Source organism: Paracoccus sp. AK26 (genome assembly GCF_011801365.1).
Lineage (GTDB): Bacteria > Pseudomonadota > Alphaproteobacteria > Rhodobacterales > Rhodobacteraceae > Paracoccus > Paracoccus aerius.
In genome coordinates this window covers 604928-623306 of sequence record NZ_CP041041.1, presented here as the reverse complement: position 1 = coordinate 623306, position 18379 = coordinate 604928, and the positions used below count along the sequence as shown (strand labels likewise).

Annotated in this window: 13 protein-coding genes; 6 read left to right on the top strand and 7 right to left on the bottom strand. The window is 65.6% G+C overall.

What is annotated here, in order from left to right:
* Nucleotides 1–4 precede the first annotated feature (4 nt).
* The 3 genes from ruvA to dnaE form a co-directional block, all read right to left on the bottom strand.
* Nucleotides 5–691, bottom strand: coding sequence for a Holliday junction branch migration protein RuvA (ruvA, locus tag FIU66_RS03005; RefSeq protein WP_167621329.1), 687 nt, complete (start codon nucleotides 689–691; stop codon nucleotides 5–7).
* Nucleotides 688–1182, bottom strand: a complete 495-nt coding sequence (gene ruvC, locus FIU66_RS03000) for a crossover junction endodeoxyribonuclease RuvC (protein ID WP_167621328.1) — start codon at nucleotides 1180–1182, stop codon at nucleotides 688–690. The genes ruvA and ruvC overlap by 4 nt, the downstream gene beginning before the upstream one ends.
* 63 nt (nucleotides 1183–1245) lie before the next feature.
* On the bottom strand, nucleotides 1246–4716 hold the full coding sequence (gene dnaE, locus FIU66_RS02995; protein ID WP_167621327.1) for a DNA polymerase III subunit alpha: 3471 nt from the start codon (nucleotides 4714–4716) through the stop codon (nucleotides 1246–1248).
* Nucleotides 4717–4811: 95 nt separating this feature from the next.
* Here dnaE and FIU66_RS02990 point away from each other — a divergent pair, with 95 nt between their 5' ends.
* The 5 genes from FIU66_RS02990 (at nucleotide 4812) to FIU66_RS02970 (ending at nucleotide 10681) form a co-directional block, all read left to right on the top strand.
* Nucleotides 4812–6332 carry an ABC transporter ATP-binding protein gene (locus FIU66_RS02990; RefSeq protein ID WP_167621326.1) on the top strand — a complete coding sequence of 507 codons (1521 nt, stop codon included), beginning with the start codon at nucleotides 4812–4814 and terminating at the stop codon, nucleotides 6330–6332.
* A complete protein-coding gene (locus tag FIU66_RS02985) occupies nucleotides 6329–7405 on the top strand; it encodes an ABC transporter permease (RefSeq protein ID WP_167621325.1) in 1077 nt (358 codons plus the stop codon). The genes FIU66_RS02990 and FIU66_RS02985 overlap by 4 nt, the downstream gene beginning before the upstream one ends.
* Complete coding sequence (locus tag FIU66_RS02980) at nucleotides 7402–8289, top strand: ABC transporter permease (RefSeq protein ID WP_167621324.1); 888 nt, start codon at nucleotides 7402–7404, stop codon at nucleotides 8287–8289. Before FIU66_RS02985 ends, FIU66_RS02980 begins: the two co-directional genes overlap by 4 nt.
* Nucleotides 8290–8319: 30 nt before the next feature.
* The gene (locus tag FIU66_RS02975) at nucleotides 8320–9399 is read left to right on the top strand and encodes a BMP family ABC transporter substrate-binding protein (RefSeq protein WP_167621323.1); all 1080 of its coding nucleotides are present in this window, start codon (nucleotides 8320–8322) and stop codon (nucleotides 9397–9399) included.
* Nucleotides 9400–9538: 139 nt separating this feature from the next.
* Complete coding sequence (locus FIU66_RS02970; RefSeq protein ID WP_167621322.1) at nucleotides 9539–10681, top strand: glycosyltransferase; 1143 nt, start codon at nucleotides 9539–9541, stop codon at nucleotides 10679–10681.
* On the opposite strand, the gene purU is transcribed toward FIU66_RS02970, so the two are convergent.
* The 4 genes from purU to FIU66_RS02950 all read right to left on the bottom strand — a co-directional run bounded on the left by purU (nucleotide 10662) and on the right by FIU66_RS02950 (nucleotide 16379).
* Nucleotides 10662–11546 (bottom strand): formyltetrahydrofolate deformylase, encoded by an 885-nt coding sequence (purU, locus tag FIU66_RS02965; RefSeq protein WP_167621321.1) that lies wholly within the window; start codon nucleotides 11544–11546, stop codon nucleotides 10662–10664. The genes FIU66_RS02970 and purU overlap by 20 nt on opposite strands.
* A 117-nt stretch (nucleotides 11547–11663) precedes the next feature.
* On the bottom strand, nucleotides 11664–12830 hold the full coding sequence (locus FIU66_RS02960) for a M20 aminoacylase family protein (RefSeq protein ID WP_167621320.1): 1167 nt from the start codon (nucleotides 12828–12830) through the stop codon (nucleotides 11664–11666).
* Between the two features lie 153 nt (nucleotides 12831–12983).
* A complete protein-coding gene (locus FIU66_RS02955; RefSeq protein ID WP_167621319.1) occupies nucleotides 12984–14342 on the bottom strand; it encodes a hypothetical protein in 1359 nt (452 codons plus the stop codon).
* A gap of 204 nt (nucleotides 14343–14546) precedes the next feature.
* Nucleotides 14547–16379, bottom strand: coding sequence for an ABC transporter ATP-binding protein (locus tag FIU66_RS02950; protein ID WP_167621318.1), 1833 nt, complete (start codon nucleotides 16377–16379; stop codon nucleotides 14547–14549).
* Between the two features lie 256 nt (nucleotides 16380–16635).
* Between FIU66_RS02950 and FIU66_RS02945 the strand changes: the two genes are divergently transcribed.
* A complete protein-coding gene (locus FIU66_RS02945) occupies nucleotides 16636–18336 on the top strand; it encodes a peptide ABC transporter substrate-binding protein (RefSeq protein WP_167621317.1) in 1701 nt (566 codons plus the stop codon).
* Nucleotides 18337–18379 lie beyond the last annotated feature (43 nt).

The window sequence follows — 18379 nt, the reverse complement described above, 5'->3', positions numbered from 1 at the left end:
CCCCTTATTCCTTCGGCGCAAGCAGGCGCAGCGCCGCGCGGATCAACGCGGGAGTTTGGGCGGCGGGTTCCCGCGCCTGCGCCTCGGCCACGGCCTGCGCGGCCTCGCTGGCAGCGTAGCCCAGATTGGACAGTGCGGACAGCGCGTCCGAAGTCGCGCGCGCGGCAAGCATCGCGTCCGATGGCGCAGCAGGCCTGGCGGGGGCACCGGCAGGTTCAAGGACAGCGGCATCCGTTTCGACCAGCGGCACGCCCATGTCCACGCTCAGCGTCGCGCCAAGCGCCATGACCGAGGGCGCCTTGTCCTTCAGCTCCAGCACCACCCGCTGGGCAAGCTTCGGCCCCACCCCCTGCGCCTTGCGGACGGACGCCCAGTCGCCCAACGCGATGGCGCGGCCCAGCCCCTCGGCCCCCAGCGTTCCCAGGATTGCCAGCGACACCTTGGCGCCAACGCCCTGCACGCCCGTCAGCAGCCGGTGCCATTCCTTTTCCAGCATGGACGTGAAGCCGAACAGTTGCAGCAGATCCTCGCGCACCATCAGGTCGGTATAAAGCGCGACCGCCTGCCCCACCGGCGGCAGGCTGGCGGCGGTGCGTTCGCTGACATGGACGATATAGCCGACGCCCCGCACGTCGATCAGGACGTGGTCGCGGGCGCGGTGCAGGATGATCCCGGCAATGCGGCCGATCATGCCGTTCTCGCAATGCGCAGAGTCCGGCCTTGAAGATGGCGGGCATGGCAGATGGCAATGGCAAGGGCATCGGCGGCATCGGCGCTGTCGAAGGTGACGCCGGGAAGCTGGACCTTGACCATGTGCTGCACCTGTTCCTTGCCCGCGTGACCCACGCCCACCACGGTCTTCTTGACGGCGTTGGGGGCGTATTCGCCGATGGCCAGCCCGGCCTCGGCCGGGGCCAGAAGGGCAATTCCGCGCGCCTGGCCCAGCTTCAGCGTGCCGACGGCATCCTTGTTCACGAAGGTCTGTTCGACCGCAGCGGCATCCGGTGCATGGGCCGCAATGACCGCCGTCAAGCCGCGATAAAGCTGCAACAGCCGCACACCCAGATCGCCCGCATCGGTCTGGATCACGCCATTGGCCACATGGCGCATGCGCGATCCGTCAACCGCGATCACGCCCCAACCCATGTTCCTCAAGCCCGGGTCAATGCCCAGAACGCGCATGAACTGCCCTTTCGGTTTTCCGCAGGCCTAGCACGAAACGCGAACATTTGCCTAGGGCCAAAGCTATTCCTCGACCACGTCCAGAACACCGGGGACGGCGCGCAGGGCCTGTCGGGCGGGGGTGGTCAGGGGGGCGTCATTCGCCACCTCGATTTCGATCACCTCGTCGCCTTCGCGGATGCGCAGCAACACGGGGCCACGCGACCGGGCGGGCACGGTGATTTCGGTGCGGATGCGGGCCAATGTCTCGGCCAGGCGGGCGATGGTGTCGCTGCCCTGCATTTCCACGGCAAGGCAGCCCGCCCCGGCGTCCGCCACCACCTCGTCCATGGCCGCAACCGAGTTCGCCAGCATCTTGACCCCGTCGCCCGAGGGTTCGACCTTGACCTGCAGCACCACGTTCTGCCCCGGTTCCAGACGGTCGCGGGACGCAGTCAGCAGGTCGGAAAACACCGTCACCTCGTATAGCCCGGTCGGGTCGGACAGGCTGACAAAGGCGTATGGCGTGCCCTTGGCGGACTTGCGTTCCATCCGCGCGGCGACCGTGCCCGCGATGCTGGCGACCAGCGGGCCGCCCAAGGCCTCCTGGCTGATCTCGGCCAGGGTCTGGACCTTCTTGCGCTTGAGCGCGGGCAGATAATCGTCCAGCGGATGGCCCGACAGATAGAAGCCCACGGCCTTGTGTTCCTCGGCCAGCTTTTCCGTGGGCAGCCAGACCCCGGTGATGGGCGCACGCGGCGGCGGCAGATCCTCTCCCCCGCCGAAAAGGGATGTCTGGCTTGAGGCCGCCTGTTCCTGCACCGCAGCCGACCAGGCGCAAAGCGCGTCCAGTCCCTTGACCACGCGGGCACGGTTGTCGTCCAGCACGTCGAAGGCCCCGGCGCGGGCCAGCATCTCCAGCGGGCGCTTGCCCACGCGCTTCATGTCCACGCGGCGGGCGAAATCGTGGATGTCGCGGAAGGGCGTGTCGCCCCGCGCGTCATGGATCAGCTTCATCGCCTCCACGCCGACGCCCTTCAGCGCGCCCAGGGCGTAATGGATGCGGCCCTCGCGGACGCTGAAGGTGGGGGCCGACCGGTTCACGCAGGGCGGCACGATCGTGATGCCCATGCGGTCGCATTCGCGCTTGTAGATCGCCAGCTTGTCGGTGAGGTGGATGTCGCAGTTCATCACCGCGGCCATGAACTCGACCGGGTGGTTCGCCTTCAGCCAGGCGGTCTGATAGCTGACCACGGCATAGGCCGCCGCGTGCGACTTGTTGAAGCCGTAATTGGCGAATTTCTCCAGCAGGTCGAAGACCTCGCCCGCCTTCTTGGCGTCCACGCCGTTCGCCACCGCCCCATCGACGAATTTCGGGCGTTCCTTGGCCATCTCGGAGGCGATCTTCTTGCCCATCGCCCGGCGCAACAGGTCCGCGCCGCCCAGGCTGTAGCCCGCCATGACCTGCGCGATCTGCATCACCTGTTCCTGATAAACGATGATGCCCTGGGTTTCCGCCAGGATCGGGTCGATGGAGGGGTGCAGCGATTCCAGTTCGCGCAGCCCGTTCTTGACCTCGCAATAGGTCGGGATGTTCTCCATCGGGCCGGGACGATAGAGCGCGACAAGCGCCACGATATCCTCGATGCAGGTGGGCTTCATGCGCCGCAGCGCGTCCATCATGCCCGAACTTTCGACCTGGAACACCGCCACCGTCTTGGCGCTGGCGAACAGGTCATAGGTCGCCTTGTCGTCCAGCGGGATCAGGTTGATCTGGTTTTCTGTCCCCGGCGCCGGATCGTAAAGCTTGCGGCCGTCGGCCGCGACATGCAGCGGGCGCCCGCCGCCGTTGATCAGATCCACGGCATTCTGGATCACCGTCAGCGTCTTGAGGCCCAGGAAGTCGAACTTCACCAGCCCGGCCTGTTCCACCCATTTCATGTTGAACTGCGTGGCCGGCATGTCGGACGCCGGATCGCGATACAGCGGCACAAGCTGGTCCAGCGGCCGGTCGCCGATCACCACGCCCGCCGCATGGGTGGACGCGTTGCGGTAAAGCCCTTCAAGCTGCTCGGCATAGTCCAGCAGGCGCTTGACGACCTCCTCCTTGGCGGCCTCGCGCAGGCGGGGCTCGTCGGCGCGGGCCTTGGCGATGCTGACGGGCTTCACGCCCTCGACCGGGATCATCTTGGACAGGCGGTCCACCTGGCCGAAGGGCATCTGCAACACGCGGCCCACGTCGCGCACGGCGGCCTTGGACAGAAGCGCGCCGAAGGTGATGATCTGGCCCACCTTCTCGGCCCCGTATTTGTTCTGGACATAGCGGATCACTTCCTCGCGCCGGTCCATGCAGAAGTCGATGTCGAAATCCGGCATCGAGACGCGCTCCGGGTTCAGGAAACGTTCGAACAGCAGGTTGTAGCGCAGCGGATCCAGGTCGGTGATGGTCAGCGCATAGGCGACCAACGACCCCGCGCCCGACCCCCGGCCCGGCCCCACGGGAATGTCGCGTTCCTTGGCCCAGCCGATGAAATCCGCCACGATCAGGAAATAGCCGGGAAAGCCCATCTGCTCGATGATGCCCAGCTCGAACTCCAGCCGCTGGTGGTATTCCTCGACGCTGAAGGCATGGGGGATGACGGCCAGCCGACGCTCCAGCCCCTCGCGGGCTTGGCGGCGCAACTCGCTGACCTCGTCGTCGGCGAAGCGCGGCAGGATCGGGGCGTGCTTTTTGACGGCGAAGGCGCAGCGGCGCGCGATCTCGACGGTGTTTTCCAGGGCCTCGGGCAGGTCGGCGAACAGCACGGCCATTTCCTCGGCCGTCTTGAAGTAATGCTGCGGCGTCAGGCGGCGGCGGGGCTGCGACTGGTCCACATAGGCCTTTTCCGCGATGCAGATCAGTGCGTCATGGGCCTCGAACATCGACGCCTTGGGGAAATAGACATCGTTCGTCGCGACCAGCGGCAGGTTCTTGGCATAGGCCAGGTCGATCAGCCCCGCCTCGGACGCGGTCTCGGCGGGCATCAGCTGCCCATTCTCGCCCGGATGGCGCTGCAATTCGACGTAAAGCCGGGTCGGAAAGGCGGCGGCCAGCCGGTCGGCCAGGGCATCGGCCTTTTCGCGCTGCCCTTGCGCGATCAGGCAGCCCAGCGGCCCGGTCGCGCCACCGGTCAGGCAGATCAGGCCTTCCGACCGCGCGCATAATTCATCCACGGTGATATGGGGCAGCGCGCCGCCGTCGCGCAGGTAAAGGCATGTCGACAGCGCCATCAGGTTCAGCCAGCCCGCCTGGTTCTGCGCCAGCAGCACGACCGGCCCCGTCGCCCCGTCCTGCAGGGTGATCTGGCAACCGATGATCGGCTGCACGCCCTTGTCCATCGCCTTCACGCTGAATTCCAGCGCCGCGAACATCGCATTGGTATCTGTCAGCGCGACGGCGGGCATCCCGGCATCGGCGGCCAGCCCCGGCAGCTTGCCGACCGGGATGGCACCTTCAAGCAACGAATGCTCGGAATGTGTGCGCAGATGGATGAATCGGGGATTTTCTGAAGGCATGGACGGGTTCTATCGCAACCTGCCGAAACAGCGCAATTGCCCAAGGGGGCGAAGCCGGGATAAGCAGGGCAAGGATTTGACCAAGGGGACAAAGTTTGACCGACGCGGCAGTTTTCCAGGCCAGGGGGATCGGCAAATCCTATCCCGGCGTCCGCGCCAATGACGATGTGTCCTTTACGGTCGCGCCGGGGGAAATCCATGCCCTGCTGGGCGAGAACGGCGCGGGCAAATCCACGCTTGTGAAGATGATCTATGGCCTCGTCCGCCCGGACGAGGGGGACATGACCCTGAACGGCCAGCCGCACCAGCCCGCCGACCCTCGGGCCGCGCGCGCGGCAGGCGTGGCGATGGTGTTCCAGCATTTTTCGCTGTTCGATGCCCTCACGGTTGCGGAAAACATCGCCCTGGGGATGGAGAACCCGCCGCCCCGACGTGAACTCTCTGCCCGGATCGCGCAGGTCAGCCAGGATTTCGGCCTGCCCCTGAACCCCGCCCGCCGCGTCGTCACCCTGTCGGCGGGCGAACGCCAGCGAGTCGAGATCATCCGCTGCCTGTTGCAGAACCCCCGCCTGCTGATCATGGATGAACCGACCAGCGTCCTGACCCCGCAAGAGGCCGAACTGCTGTTCGCGACCCTGCGCAAGCTAGCGGGCCACGGGACCGCGATCCTCTATATCAGCCACAAGCTGGAAGAAATCCGCACCCATTGCGACCGCGCCACGATCCTGCGCCACGGCCGGGTGGTGGACAGTTGCGACCCGCGCGAACATTCGGCCCGGACGCTGGCCGCGATGATGGTGGGCGGGGAAATGCGCCCCATCGACCGCAGCGGACGGCAGGCGGGCGAGGTGCTGCTGCAGGTCAAGGACCTGTCCCTGCCTGCCCCAACGGCGGAAGGCACGGCCCTGAAATCCGTCGCCCTGACCCTGCGCGCGGGCGAGATTCTGGGCATCGGCGGCGTCGCCGGGAACGGCCAGGACGAATTGCTGTCGGCGCTGTCGGGCGAGGCTCGCAGCGCCTCCGGCTCGATCCTGTTGGAAGGCGCCGACCTGTCGCGTCTTGGCCCCGAGGCACGGCGCGCCGCAGGCCTTTTGGCCGCGCCCGAGGATCGGCTAGGCCATGCGGCCGTTCCCGATTTCAGCCTGACCGAAAACACGCTGCTGACGGCAGGCGCGCGCAGGCAGTTGGTGCGCAAGGGCCTGATCGACCGCCCCGCCGCCCGCGCCTTTGCCGAAGCGGTGATCCGCGCCTTCGACGTGCGCACCCCCGGCCCCGGCACCGCCGCCAAGGCGCTGTCGGGCGGCAACCTGCAAAAATTCGTCATCGGGCGCGAGGTGATGCAGGCACCCCGCGTGCTGGTGGTGAACCAGCCCACCTGGGGCGTGGATGCGGGGGCCAGCGCCGCCGTGCGCCAGTCGCTGCTGGACCTGGCGGGCCAGGGCGCGGGCGTCATCGTGATTTCCCAAGACTTGGACGAGATTTTGGAACTTTCCGACCGTTTCTGCGCGCTGAACGAAGGCCGCCTTTCCGCCCCCGTCCCGACCGAGGGGCTGACGCTGGACCAGATCGGCCTGATGCTGGGCGGCGCGCATGGGATGGAGGTGGCCCACCTATGATCCGCCTTGTCCCCCGCACCGAAACCTCGGCCTTCTGGCAGATCGCGACTCCGGTCATGGCGGTGGCGGCCACCATGCTGGCGGGCGGGCTGCTGTTCGCGATCATGGGCTATGACCCGGTGTCTGCGATCCGCACCATCTTCTGGGATCCGCTGTTCGGTCCCGCCGCCGGCTATTCCCGCCCGCAACTGCTGGTCAAGGCCGCGCCGCTGATCCTGATCGCATCCGGCCTGGCCGTGGGCTTTCGCGCAGGCATCTGGAACATCGGGGCCGAAGGGCAATACATCATCGGCGCCATCACCGGCGCCGCCGTGGCGCTTGCCGCCTATCCCGCCCCCGAGATGTGGATCTTCCCGGCGATGGTGGTCGCGGGCGCCCTTGGCGGCTGGGCCTGGGGCATGATCCCGGCGCTTTTGCGCAACTGGTTCGGCGCGTCCGAGATTTTGGTGTCGCTGATGCTGGTCTATGTCGCGCAGCGCATCGCCGCCTGGATGGCATTCGGGCCGATGAAGAACCCCGAGGGCTTCGGGATGCCCGGTTCGCGCAACCTTCAGCAATATCCCGCAGCATCGAACCCGGAACTGATCGCCGGGACGGGCGCGCATTGGGGCGTGGTCGCGGCAGCCGCCGCCGTGCTGGCGACCTGGTTCCTGATGAGCCGTCATATCCGGGGCTTCCATATCCGCGCCGCCGGCACCGCCCCCCGCGCCGCCCGCTTCGCAGGGGTGAAGCCGGAAACCCTGGTGGCCTTCTGCCTGGGCCTGTCAGGCGCGCTTGCCGGCATGGCGGGCCTGTTCGAGGTCGCGGGGCCGGCGGGCCAGATCACCGACAAGGTCGGCGTGGGCTATGGCTTCACCGCGATCATCGTGGCCTTCCTGGGCCGGTTGCACCCCGTCGGCATCCTTCTGGCCGGGCTGCTGCTGGCGCTGACCTATATCGGCGGGGAACTGGCGCAACTGACGATGAACCTGCCCGCCGCCACCGTGCAGGTCTTCCAGGGGATGCTGCTGTTCTTCCTGCTGGGCTTCGACCTGCTGACCCGTTACCGCATCACCAGAAGGGTTACGGCATGATCGACCCCGTTGCCCTGTTCCTGCTGCTTCTGTCGGCCTCGACCCCGATCCTGTTCGCGGCCTTGGGCGAACTGGTCGTCGAACGCGCGGGCGTCCTGAACCTGGGCGTCGAGGGGATGATGATCGTTGGCGCCCTGTCGGGCTTTGCCACCGCCTATTACAGCGGCAACGCCTTCCTGGGCTTTGCCGTGGCGGCCCTGGCCGGTGCCTTGGTGGCCCTGCCCTTCGCGATCCTGACGCAGTTCCTGATGTCGAACCAAGTCGCCTCGGGCCTGGCGCTGACCCTGTTTGGCTTGGGCCTCGCCGCGCTGTTCGGCAAGCCGGTCGAGGGCGTGCGAGCACCCATCATGAGCGCCGGGCCGCTGGGCCTGAACTGGATCGTATGGCTGGGCCTCGCGATGGTGCCCGCGGTCTGGTGGTTCCTGAACAGGTCGCGCGCGGGGCTGATCCTGCGCGGCGTGGGGGAAAACCACGACGCCGCCCATGCACTTGGCTATGACGTGCGCCGGGTGCGCCTTGCCGCCATCGCCTTCGGCGGGGCCATGGCCGGCATCGGCGGGGCCTTCATCTCGGTCGCGACCGTGCTGCAATGGACCGAGGGCATGACGGCGGGCGCAGGCTGGATCGCCCTTGCCATCGTGGTCTTCTCCAACTGGACGGCAGTGGGCGTTCTGGCGGGCGCATGGCTGTTCGGCGGCGTCACCGTGCTGCAACTGCGCCTTCAGGCGGCGGGCGTGCGGGTGCCGGTGCAGCTTCTGTCCATGGCGCCCTATCTGGCGACGATCATCGTGCTGGTCGCCATCTCGGCCCGGCAAAAGTTCAGCCGCCGCGCAGGCGGCGCGGCCCCCGGATCGCTGGGGCAGGATTTCCACGCCCTGCGCTGACCGCGCCGGGCCAATCAGAGAGAGGGACACATGAACCGCAGACAGCTTATCGCCAGCGTCGCCGCCATGACGACGATCAGCCTGGCCCTGCCCGGCTGGGCCCAGGAAGACCCGCTGAAGGTCGGCTTCATCTATGTCGGCCCCGTCAGCGACGGCGGCTGGACCTATCAGCACGACCAGGGCCGCCTGGCGGTCGAGGCCGAGTTCGGCGACCGGGTGGAAACCACCTATCTGGAAAACGTCCCCGAGGGCGTCGATGCCGAACGCGCGCTGACCCAGCTGGCCTTGGCTGGCAATGACGTGATCTATGCCACCAGCTTCGGCTATATGGATGCGGTCATCAACGTCGCGGCCAAGTTCCCCGACATCAAGTTCGAACACAACACCGGCTACAAGCGCACCGAGAACGTGGGCACCTATGACGGCCGCTTCTACGAAGGCCGCGCCGTCACCGGCACCATCGCCGGCCGCATGACCCAGTCGAACAAGATCGGCTATATCGCGACCTTCCCCATCCCCGAGGTGATCCAGGGCATCAACTCGGCTTATATCCACGCCAAGAAGGTCAACCCCGATGTCGAGATGCGGGTCGTCTGGGCCTATACCTGGTTCGACCCCGCGAAAGAGGCCGATGCCGCCAACGCCCTGATGGCCGAGGGCGTGGACGTGATCCTGCAGCACACCAACTCGACCGCGCCGCTGGCGCAACTGCAGCAGCAGGGCAAGATCGGCTTCGGCCAGGCCAGCGACATGGCATCGTTCGCGCCGTCGCCGCGCGTGTCCTCGGTCTATAACAACTGGGGGGCGCATTACGTCAAAAGCGTGGGTCGCGTCCTGGACGGCACGTGGCAGCCCGAAGGCGTCTGGGGCGGGATCGGCGACGGCATCGTCGCCATCGGCGAGATCACGGACGCCGTCCCCGCCGAGGTCAAGACCGAGGCCGAGTCCCTGCGCGACAAGATCGCAGCGGGCGAGTACCACCCCTTCACCGGCCCGCTGAACAAGGCCGACGGTTCCGCCTGGCTGGCCGATGGCCAGACGGCCACGGACGAGGAACTATCGGGCATGAACTTCTTCGTGGAAGGCATCACGGCCGAGCTGCCGCAGTAACCATGCACCCGCCCCGGCTTCCTGCCGGGGCAGCCTTTGCCGCCCTTAGGGGCAAACCGCCGCTTGAAGGCGGCACAAGGCCCGCGCTATCCATGCGGGAAACAGTATCGGCACTCTTGCCCCGCTCCAGACAGGCCCCATGACCCTTCTTGATGCACGGCCGCTGGCGCAAGTGATCTATCGCCGCTTTCCCAGCTATTGGACAGTCGGTCTGGAAGCCTTTCAGGGCTGGCGGCACGGCGGCGAACGCCCGCCGGCCCGGCTGGACGTGATGACGTCGATCGGCGGCAGCAACCTTGATGTGCTGCAGGTCCTGTTGCAGTCGCTTGCCGAAACCCATCCCCGGGACCGCATCCAGTTCTGGCTGTTCTACATGCGGCTTGCGCCCCAGGACCTGACGGACCTTTCCGCCTTTGTCGCAAGGCTGCCGAACCTGACGCTGCATCCTGTCCAGGTGCAGGAACGGAAGGATTTCGACCTTCTCAGCAAGCTGGGGCAGAAGCCCTATGGCGCGCGCTTTCTGTGGTACACGGCGCATCTCTATCTGCCGGCGGATATCAAGCGGATCATCTACCTAGATCCGCTTGATACGATCGTCACGAACGACCTGCTGCCCTTCCTGAAACAGCCGCTTTTGGGCCGATACCTGGCGGCCTGCCGAGAGGCGCCGTTCGCCCCGCCCCTGATCTGCGGTCCGGCCCGTCAGGCAGCCGCGCGCGGCGCATCCCCCGACAAGATCCGGCGCATATCCAAGGGGGTCCTGAACAGCGGGGCGATCGTCATCAACCTCGACAAGCTTCGCCGGGACGGGGTGGGCATCGGCGCCTATATTGAAACGGCCAGGTGGGCGCAGGCCGAAATGGGCCTTTCCTTCGGCGACCAAGGCCTTTTCTCGCTGACCCACGGCAGCAACTATGTGCGTGCCCATGACCGCTACAATTTCCGCTTTCACGACGCACCTGCCCGCGGGCCCCGGCTTCCGCCAGCCGTCGTGCATTTCGCAGGCCGGATCCCGAAACCCTTCCACCTGCGGCTGACGCCTGACCAGGAAAGGCAGATCACAGCCGCTCTGGACAGGACAGGGGCCAGGGAACTGCCTCTCAATCCCACGCAGAAGATCAAGCGCCATGACCTGGCCTATTACCGCCAGTGGTGGGACATCTGCGCCCGGACGCCGGTTTACGACCGCATTGCGCCGCTTGCGGGGGCCTATGCCACCAAGGTTCTGTCAGAGCAGCTGCCGGCGCTGCAGGACACGTCCGTCACCCCATCCGCTCGCTGACATAGCTGCCCGGCGAGGGCGGGAAGACCACTGTCTTGTCGCCGTTCAGGAACACGCGCCCATGGATATGGGCGTGGACGGCGCGGGCCAGGACCTGCGCTTCGACGTCGCGGCCCAGCGAGACGTAGTCGCCCGGCGATTGCGCGTGGGTGACGCGGACGGTGTCCTGTTCGATGATCGGGCCCTCGTCCAGGTCGGCGGTCACGTAATGGCTGGTCGCGCCGATCAGCTTGACCCCGCGTTCATAGGCCTGCTTGTAGGGGTTGGCGCCCTTGAAGCTGGGCAGGAAGGAATGGTGGATGTTGATGATCCGCCCCGACATGGACTGGCACATCTCGTCCGACAGCACCTGCATGTAACGGGCCAGCACGATCAGTTCCGCCCCCGTCTCGCGGACGATGCGCATCTGCTCGGCCTCGGCCTGGGCCTTGTTTTCCTTGGTGACCTTGACGCAGTAATAGGGCAGGTCGTGGTTCACGACGACCTTCTGGTAATCCATGTGGTTGGAAATCACTGCCACGATGTCGATGGGCAACGCGCCGATCCGCCAGCGATACAGCAGGTCGTTCAGGCAATGCCCGAAGCGGCTGACCATGATCACGACCTTCTTCTTGACCGCGTCGTCGCTGAACTCGGCCTCCATGCCGAAGCGTTCGGCGATGGGGGCGATGCCCTGCTGCAACTGGTCCAGCGTCGCCCCCCCCTCGGACCGGAAGCTGACGCGCATGAAGAAGCGGCCGGTTTCGGTGTCGTCGAACTGCGCGCTGTCGGTGATGTTGCAGTCATGTCCCGCCAGATAGCCCGAGATCGCGGCCACGATCCCGCGGGTCGAGGCGCAGGTCACGCGCAGGGTATAGCTTTTCATGGGGCTCCGCTTCCTTGGCTGTCAGGCTGACAGCATTTCGGACGATTGCAGCGGAATGACAATCGCATTTCCGACACCGCCGGGGGCTGGCGCGACATCCCCCGGCGGCAAGTGCGATCAGGCGGCGGGCATCCGCGCCTCGACCATGCCGGCATACCAGCTTGACCCGGCGGGGATCGCATCGTCGTTGAAGTTATAGGCCGGGTGATGGACCATGGCCGTGTCGCCGTTGCCGACCCAGATATAGGCGCCGGGGCGTTCGTTCAGCATATAGCTGAAATCCTCGCCGCCCATCATCGGCTGCATGTCCATGTTCACCCCGCCCGAGATCTCGCGCGCGACATCGGCCGCCCAGACGGTGGCCTGGTCGTCGTTCACGGTGACCGGATAGCCGCGGTGGTAATCGACATCGGCCACCGCGCCCATCGCGGCGGCGATGTTGGTGGCGACACGGCGGATGCCTTCTTCCAGCTGGTCGCGCACGCCGGCATCGAGGCTGCGGGCGGTGCCCTTCAGCTTGACCACCTGCGGGATCACGTTATGCGCCGTGGAATCCGTGCTGACCACGCAGACCGAGATCACTGCGTTCTTCAGCGGGTCGATGTTGCGCGCCACGACCGACTGCATCGCGACGATGATCTGCGCGGCGGTCAGGGTCGTGTCGATGCATTCGTGGGGCTTGGCCGCGTGCCCGCCCTTGCCCGTCACGGTGATGTCGAACTGGTCGGCCGCGGCCATCATCGCGCCGGGCTTGATGGCGAAGGTGCCGACCGGCATCCCCGGCATGTTGTGCATCCCATAGAATTCTTGGATGTTCCAGCGGCTGACAAGCCCGTCCAGCACCATCGCCTCTCCGCCTGCCCCGCCTTCCTCGGCCGGCTGGAAGATCACAACGGCGGTGCCGTCGAAATTGCGCGTCTCGGCCAGGTATTTCGCCGCGCCAAGCAGCATGGCCGTATGGCCGTCATGGCCGCAGGCGTGCATCTTGCCTGGCGTCCTGGATGCATAATCGAGGCCCGTCTGTTCAATGATCGGCAGGGCGTCCATGTCCGCGCGCAGGCCGATCACCCGGCCCTGGCTGTCGGTCCTGCCCTTGATGACGCCGACCACGCCCGTCTTGCCGATGCCTTCCACCACTTCGTCGCAGCCGAAGTCGCGCAGCAACTGGGCCACCCGGCCCGCGGTGCGGTGCACGTCATACAGCAGTTCGGGATGTTCGTGGAAATCGCGGCGCCATGCGGTGATTTCGGGAAGCAGTTCGGCAAATCGGTTCTTGACTGGCATGTTCGGTCTCCTTCGATGCCAGACTAGGACCGCTGAACAGCCAGTTAAAGAGGGTGTTCTGCACAAGATGCAGGTTTAGGGCAGCGCCCGGTTCCTGCGGACGCAGAAAGGCCCTGCCGGTTTCGGCAGGGCCGTGGATGCGGCACGAGGGGATCAGTTGGTCATGGCAACCGGCTGATCTTCCTGCATGGCCTGGTTTTCGTCGTATTGGAAATCCCGCGCGCGCTGGATGTCGGCTTCGGTCACGGTGCCCAGCACCAGTTGTTCACCGTTCATCGAAACCACGGTCAGGGGAACCGGCACGACCTTGTCGCCGAGACCCATGAACCCGCCCGAGCTGAGAAGCAGGTATTGCTGCCCTTGCATGTCGATGACGCCTTCGGGATTGCCGAGATCCTGCCCGTCCGCCGTCACGACGGTCATCAGCATGACATCGCCGACCGTCATCTGGCCCGCATTGGCAGCGGCACCGGCATCCGCACCGCCGGCGGCCGGGTCGGCCATGCCGACAGGGGTATCCGTGGCAGCGGCCTGCTGGCCGGCGCGGCGCTGTTCCCGTTCCTCGGGCGTCTCGATCGTGACCCGCGGCTCTCCGGTCATCTGAACGTCGACCGTCGGCTCCTCGGTCATGGTGATCGTCACGTTGGGCTGGGTGGCGCCCGAGAAGGACACTTCGGGCTCGGCGCGGGTGATGTCCACCTGAGGCTCTTCCGCGGGGGCGACAAAGCTGACGATCGGCTGCTGCTGTTCCAGATCGACATTGCCCGAAACCTGCTGCGCCCCGTCACCCTCGGCCGTGTCCTGGGCCTGATCGGTCGGCGCCTGTTCGCCCTGGGCCACGCCCAGACCGATGTCCAGCTGGGGATCGGGCTGCGTGACGATGATCTCGGGTTCGCCCTGGACAACCTCGACCTGCGGATCGGCCTCGGTCACCGATACCTGCGGATCGCCCTGCAGCACATAGATGCTGGGTGCAGGCATTGTGACGCGGACGTTGATCGTGGGGATCTCGACCGCGATTTCGGGCTGCGCCTGCTCGACCTCGATCTGGGCGGCGCCGTCCTGCACGCTGACCTGCGGCGGAGCCTGGCGCACCGTCACCTCGGGCCGGGGCACGCGAACATCGACATTGGGTTCGGGAACCCGGACAACAGCCTCGCCGACGATGGTCGCTTCCTCGGACGTGACGACGGATTCGGTGGTCGCCTCGGCCTCGGCTTCCGCTGTGGCGCTGTCTTGCGCGGCGCCTGCTTCCGTCGTCAGCAGGGCCTGTATGTCGGCGCATTCCTGCGCGACATCGTTGTTCACGGCATCTGCAACGCGTGTGGGTTCGGCACCGGCGATGCTGCCGCCCTGATCGGCGATGAACTGGCCCAGGGACCGGCATTCCTCGCTTTTTCCCTCAAGCTCGGCAATGTCCACGTTCAGGGTTTGCGCAGAAGATGGCACTGCGAATGCCGCCGTCAGGACGGACCCCGCCAAAAGGGCTTTCAGGTTTGCTGGATTGTTCATGTCGAATGACCTCCTTGCTATCCGGCCTGCTGCTGGCGAAAAAATGTGCAGCAGACACAGGCAAAGGGGATCGGAACAGGCGATGTTCCGCTTATATATATTAACCTTTGTTAATATTTCTGATAAGTTACTCTTTTGCGGTCAGCAAAAAGGTGTTCACAAACAGTTCAGATCCGCATTACCGCTTCGATTGCAAGATATCCCCTACCCGTGGGTTACAGGGTCGACCAGAACCTTGTGACCCGGCGCGACCTCTCGATAGACCGAAGGCTGCGCCTGGTAATCCACCGGGTGGATCGGCGAGGGGATCGGCTTGAAATTCAGATCCTCGCTGATCTTCTTCTGGCGTGGATCGGCGACCGGCACGGCGGCCATCAACTGCCGGGTATAGCTGTGCTGGGGGTTCTCGAACACCTGCTGGCGGGTGCCGATTTCCACGATCCGGCCCAGATACATCACGCCCACATGGTGGCTGACGCGTTCAACCACCGCCATGTCATGGCTGATGAACAGCATCGAGATCCCCAGATCCCCCTGCAATTCCATCAGCAGGTTCAGCACCTGCGCCTGCACCGACACGTCAAGCGCCGACACGGCCTCATCGGCGACGATCAGCTTGGGGTTCAGCGCCAGGGCACGGGCGATGGCGATGCGCTGACGCTGGCCGCCCGACATCTCGTGCGGATAGCGGCGCATGAAGCTGCGTGGCAGTTCCACGCGGTCGAACAGCGCGGCGATGCGGTCCTTGCGCTCGGACCGGCTGCCGATGCCGTAGTTTTCCAGCGGCTCGGCCACCTGGTCATACAGCTTCATATGCGGATCGAGGCTGGCAAAGGGATCCTGGAAGATCATCTGCATGTCCCGGCGCGCCCGGCGCAATTCGCCGGGCGACAGCGCCAGGATGTCGGTGCCGCCCAGATCGACCGTGCCGGATTCGGGTTCCACAAGACGCAGCAGCGAACGTCCGCAGGTGGACTTGCCGCAGCCGGATTCACCCACCAGCGACAAGGTTTCGCCCGCATTGATGGTAAAGCTGACATCCTCGACCGCGTGAACACGCGCGACGGTGCGGCGCAAAAGGCCGCCCTTGACCGCAAAGCGGGTGGTCAGGTTCCGGACCGTCAGCAGCGGCTTGGGATCCTTGACGACGATGGGTTCCGGAGCGCTGACGGTGCCGTCGCGCATCAGGCGCATCCGTTCCGGCGCCGCCTTGCCGGTCATCTCGCCCAGACGCGGCACGGCGGCCAGCAGCATCTTGGTGTAATCCTGCTGCGGGTTCTCGAAGACCTCGGCGACGGGGCCTTCCTCGACCTTGTTGCCGCGATACATGACGACCACGCGATCCGCCATCTGCGCCACCACGGCCATGTCATGGGTGATGAACAGGACCGCGATCTTCTTTTCGCGCTTCAGCCGGTCGATGAGGGCCAGGATCTCGGCCTGGATGGTCACGTCCAGCGCGGTCGTGGGTTCGTCGCAGATCAACAGGCGCGGTTCGCAGGCCATGGCGATGGCGATCACGACACGCTGTCGCATTCCGCCCGAGAGTTCGTGCGGATACTGGTCCAGCCGGCGTTCGGGTTCGGGAATGCGGACCTGGCGCAGGATCTCCAACGCGCGGGCGCGGGCCTGTGCCTTGGTCAGGCCGCGGTGGACCATCAGCCCTTCGGTCAGTTGGTCGCCCACGGTGAAGACGGGGTTCAGCGCCGTCATCGGTTCCTGGAAGATCATGCCGATCTGGTTGCCGCGGATGTCGCGCATCGCCGGCGTGGATTGCTGGGCCAGGTCGATGACCTTGCCGTCGCCGCCGTCGAACATCAGACGGCCATTGGCGATGGTGCCGCCGCCGAACTCCACCAGCCGCATCAGCGACAGCGAACTGACCGATTTGCCCGATCCGGATTCCCCCACGACGCAGACGCATTCGCCCGGCTTTATGGAAAAGCTGATGTCCTTGACACCCACCACGACGCCATCGCCGGTTTCGAACTCGACGCGAAGTTTCTCAATGGAAACAAGCGGTTTTTCATCCAGCATCAGATCGTCCCCGGTTCAGTGCCTTCGCAAGGCTAGCGACCGCCTGCGAAATGTCAAAGCTGAAACAAGGGACGGATGGTCGCGCGATAAGGCTTGCTTTCCAAATGGGCTTCGATTGAAACTGATCCCATTCCGCAGGTCCGCAGGACCAGGACAAGAACCCGGATGAACCGGGGTATGGGTAAAAAAGCCTGAACAAGGGCACCAACCGTTCTGGCCGCGACCTGCGGGCAGCAACTTCCGACAGGAGAGATTGATGAAGCTTAAGACACTGCTGATGAGCGCAGCCGCCACCCTGGCACTGGCCCCTGCAGCCATGGCCGAGCGGGGCAGCGACGGCGCGCTGAACATCATCATGTGGCAGGCGCCATCCACGATGAACCCCTACCTTTCGGGGGGCACCAAGGAAATCATCGCCTCCAGCATGACGCTGGAGCCGCTGGCGGGCATGACACCGGACGGCGAGCATTACACCCGCCTGGCGGCGGAGATCCCCACACTGGAGAACGGCGGCATTGCCGAGGATCTGAAGTCGGTCACCTGGAAGCTGCAGGAAGGGCTGAAATGGTCCGACGGTAGCCCCGTCACGGCCGAGGACGTGGTCTTCACCGGCCAGTACTGCATGGACCCCGAGGGCGGCTGTTCCCAACTGGCCAAGTTCGAGGGGATCGAATCGATCGAGGCGGTCGACGACCTGACCGTCAGGATCAACTTCATCGACGCCATGCCCGACCCGTATTCGGCCTTTGTCGGATCGCAGTCACCGATCCTGCAAAAGGCGCAGTTCCAAAACTGCCTGGGCGCAAACGCGCCGACCTGCACGGACCAGAACTTCAACCCGATCGGTACCGGCCCCTTCCGCGTCACGCGCTTCCTGACAAATGACGTGATCACCTTCGAGGCCAATCCCGAATACCGCGACCCCGCCAAGCCCGCCTTTGCGACCGCGACTGTCAAGGGCGGCGGCGATGCGGCGGCGGCGGCGCGTTCGGTGCTGGAAACCGGCGAATACGACTATGCCTGGAACACCCAGCTTGCCCCCGACGTCATCGCCGGGATGGAGCAGATGGGCCGCGGCAAGGTCAGCGCCGCCTTTGGCAGCCTTGTCGAACGCATCCACGTCAACCTGACCGACCCGTCCTCGGCCCACCCGGAAGGCGAGCGTTCAACCGCAGCCCATCCCCACCCCTTCCTGACCGACCCGGCGGTGCGCAAGGCGCTGTCGATGGCCATCGACCGCCAGTTGCTGACGGAAATCGGCTATGGCGCCTCGGGCCAGCCGACCTGCAACTATGTCCCCGCCCCCGAGGCCTGGGCTTCGGACAATACCGAATGTCTGACCCAGGACATCGCGGGCGCGAATGCGCTGCTCGAGGAAGCGGGCTGGGTCATGGGCGGCAGCGGCGTGCGCGAAAAGGACGGCGTGCAGTTGCGGATGGTCTACCAGACCTCGGTCAACGCGGTGCGCCAAGACTTCCAGGCGCTGATCAAGCAATGGTGGTCGGAAATCGGCATCGAGACCGAATTGAAGACCGTCGATGCCTCGGTCTTCTTCGGGTCCGACCCCGGCTCGCCCGACACGCTGCAAAAGTTCTATGCCGATGTCGAGATGTATGCCGACAACTTCGAAGGCGGCAACCCGGCGCCCTATCTGGCGAAATGGACCTGCGACAAGGCACCAAGCCCCGCGAACCAGTGGCAGGGCGAGAACATCAGCCGCTTCTGCGACGAAGCCTATGACCAGTTGCTGGCGGAACTGTCGCGGACCGTCGATCCGGCGGAACGTGCCGAGATCGGCAAGCGCCTGAACGACATGCTGACCAAGGAAAGCAACGCGATCATCCCGCTGGTGTATCGCGGCACGGCTTCGGCCCATTCGAACACCCTGGGCGGCGTCAACCTGAACGCCTGGGATTCGGAACTGTGGAACGTGGCCGACTGGACCCGCGTCCAGTAAATCCCGGCCGGCCCCGCGATCCGTCGCGGGGCCGGATCTTCAA

Coding starts and splice junctions, on each gene's coding strand:
- ruvA (WP_167621329.1), bottom strand. CDS start 691: ATGATCGGCCGCATTGCCGGGATCATCCTGCACCGCGCCCGCGACCAC.
- ruvC (WP_167621328.1), bottom strand. CDS start 1,182: ATGCGCGTTCTGGGCATTGACCCGGGCTTGAGGAACATGGGTTGGGGC.
- dnaE (WP_167621327.1), bottom strand. CDS start 4,716: ATGCCTTCAGAAAATCCCCGATTCATCCATCTGCGCACACATTCCGAG.
- FIU66_RS02985 (WP_167621325.1), top strand. CDS start 6,329: ATGATCCGCCTTGTCCCCCGCACCGAAACCTCGGCCTTCTGGCAGATC.
- FIU66_RS02980 (WP_167621324.1), top strand. CDS start 7,402: ATGATCGACCCCGTTGCCCTGTTCCTGCTGCTTCTGTCGGCCTCGACC.
- FIU66_RS02975 (WP_167621323.1), top strand. CDS start 8,320: ATGAACCGCAGACAGCTTATCGCCAGCGTCGCCGCCATGACGACGATC.
- FIU66_RS02970 (WP_167621322.1), top strand. CDS start 9,539: ATGACCCTTCTTGATGCACGGCCGCTGGCGCAAGTGATCTATCGCCGC.
- purU (WP_167621321.1), bottom strand. CDS start 11,546: ATGAAAAGCTATACCCTGCGCGTGACCTGCGCCTCGACCCGCGGGATC.
- FIU66_RS02960 (WP_167621320.1), bottom strand. CDS start 12,830: ATGCCAGTCAAGAACCGATTTGCCGAACTGCTTCCCGAAATCACCGCA.
- FIU66_RS02955 (WP_167621319.1), bottom strand. CDS start 14,342: ATGAACAATCCAGCAAACCTGAAAGCCCTTTTGGCGGGGTCCGTCCTG.
- FIU66_RS02950 (WP_167621318.1), bottom strand. CDS start 16,379: ATGCTGGATGAAAAACCGCTTGTTTCCATTGAGAAACTTCGCGTCGAG.
- FIU66_RS02945 (WP_167621317.1), top strand. CDS start 16,636: ATGAAGCTTAAGACACTGCTGATGAGCGCAGCCGCCACCCTGGCACTG.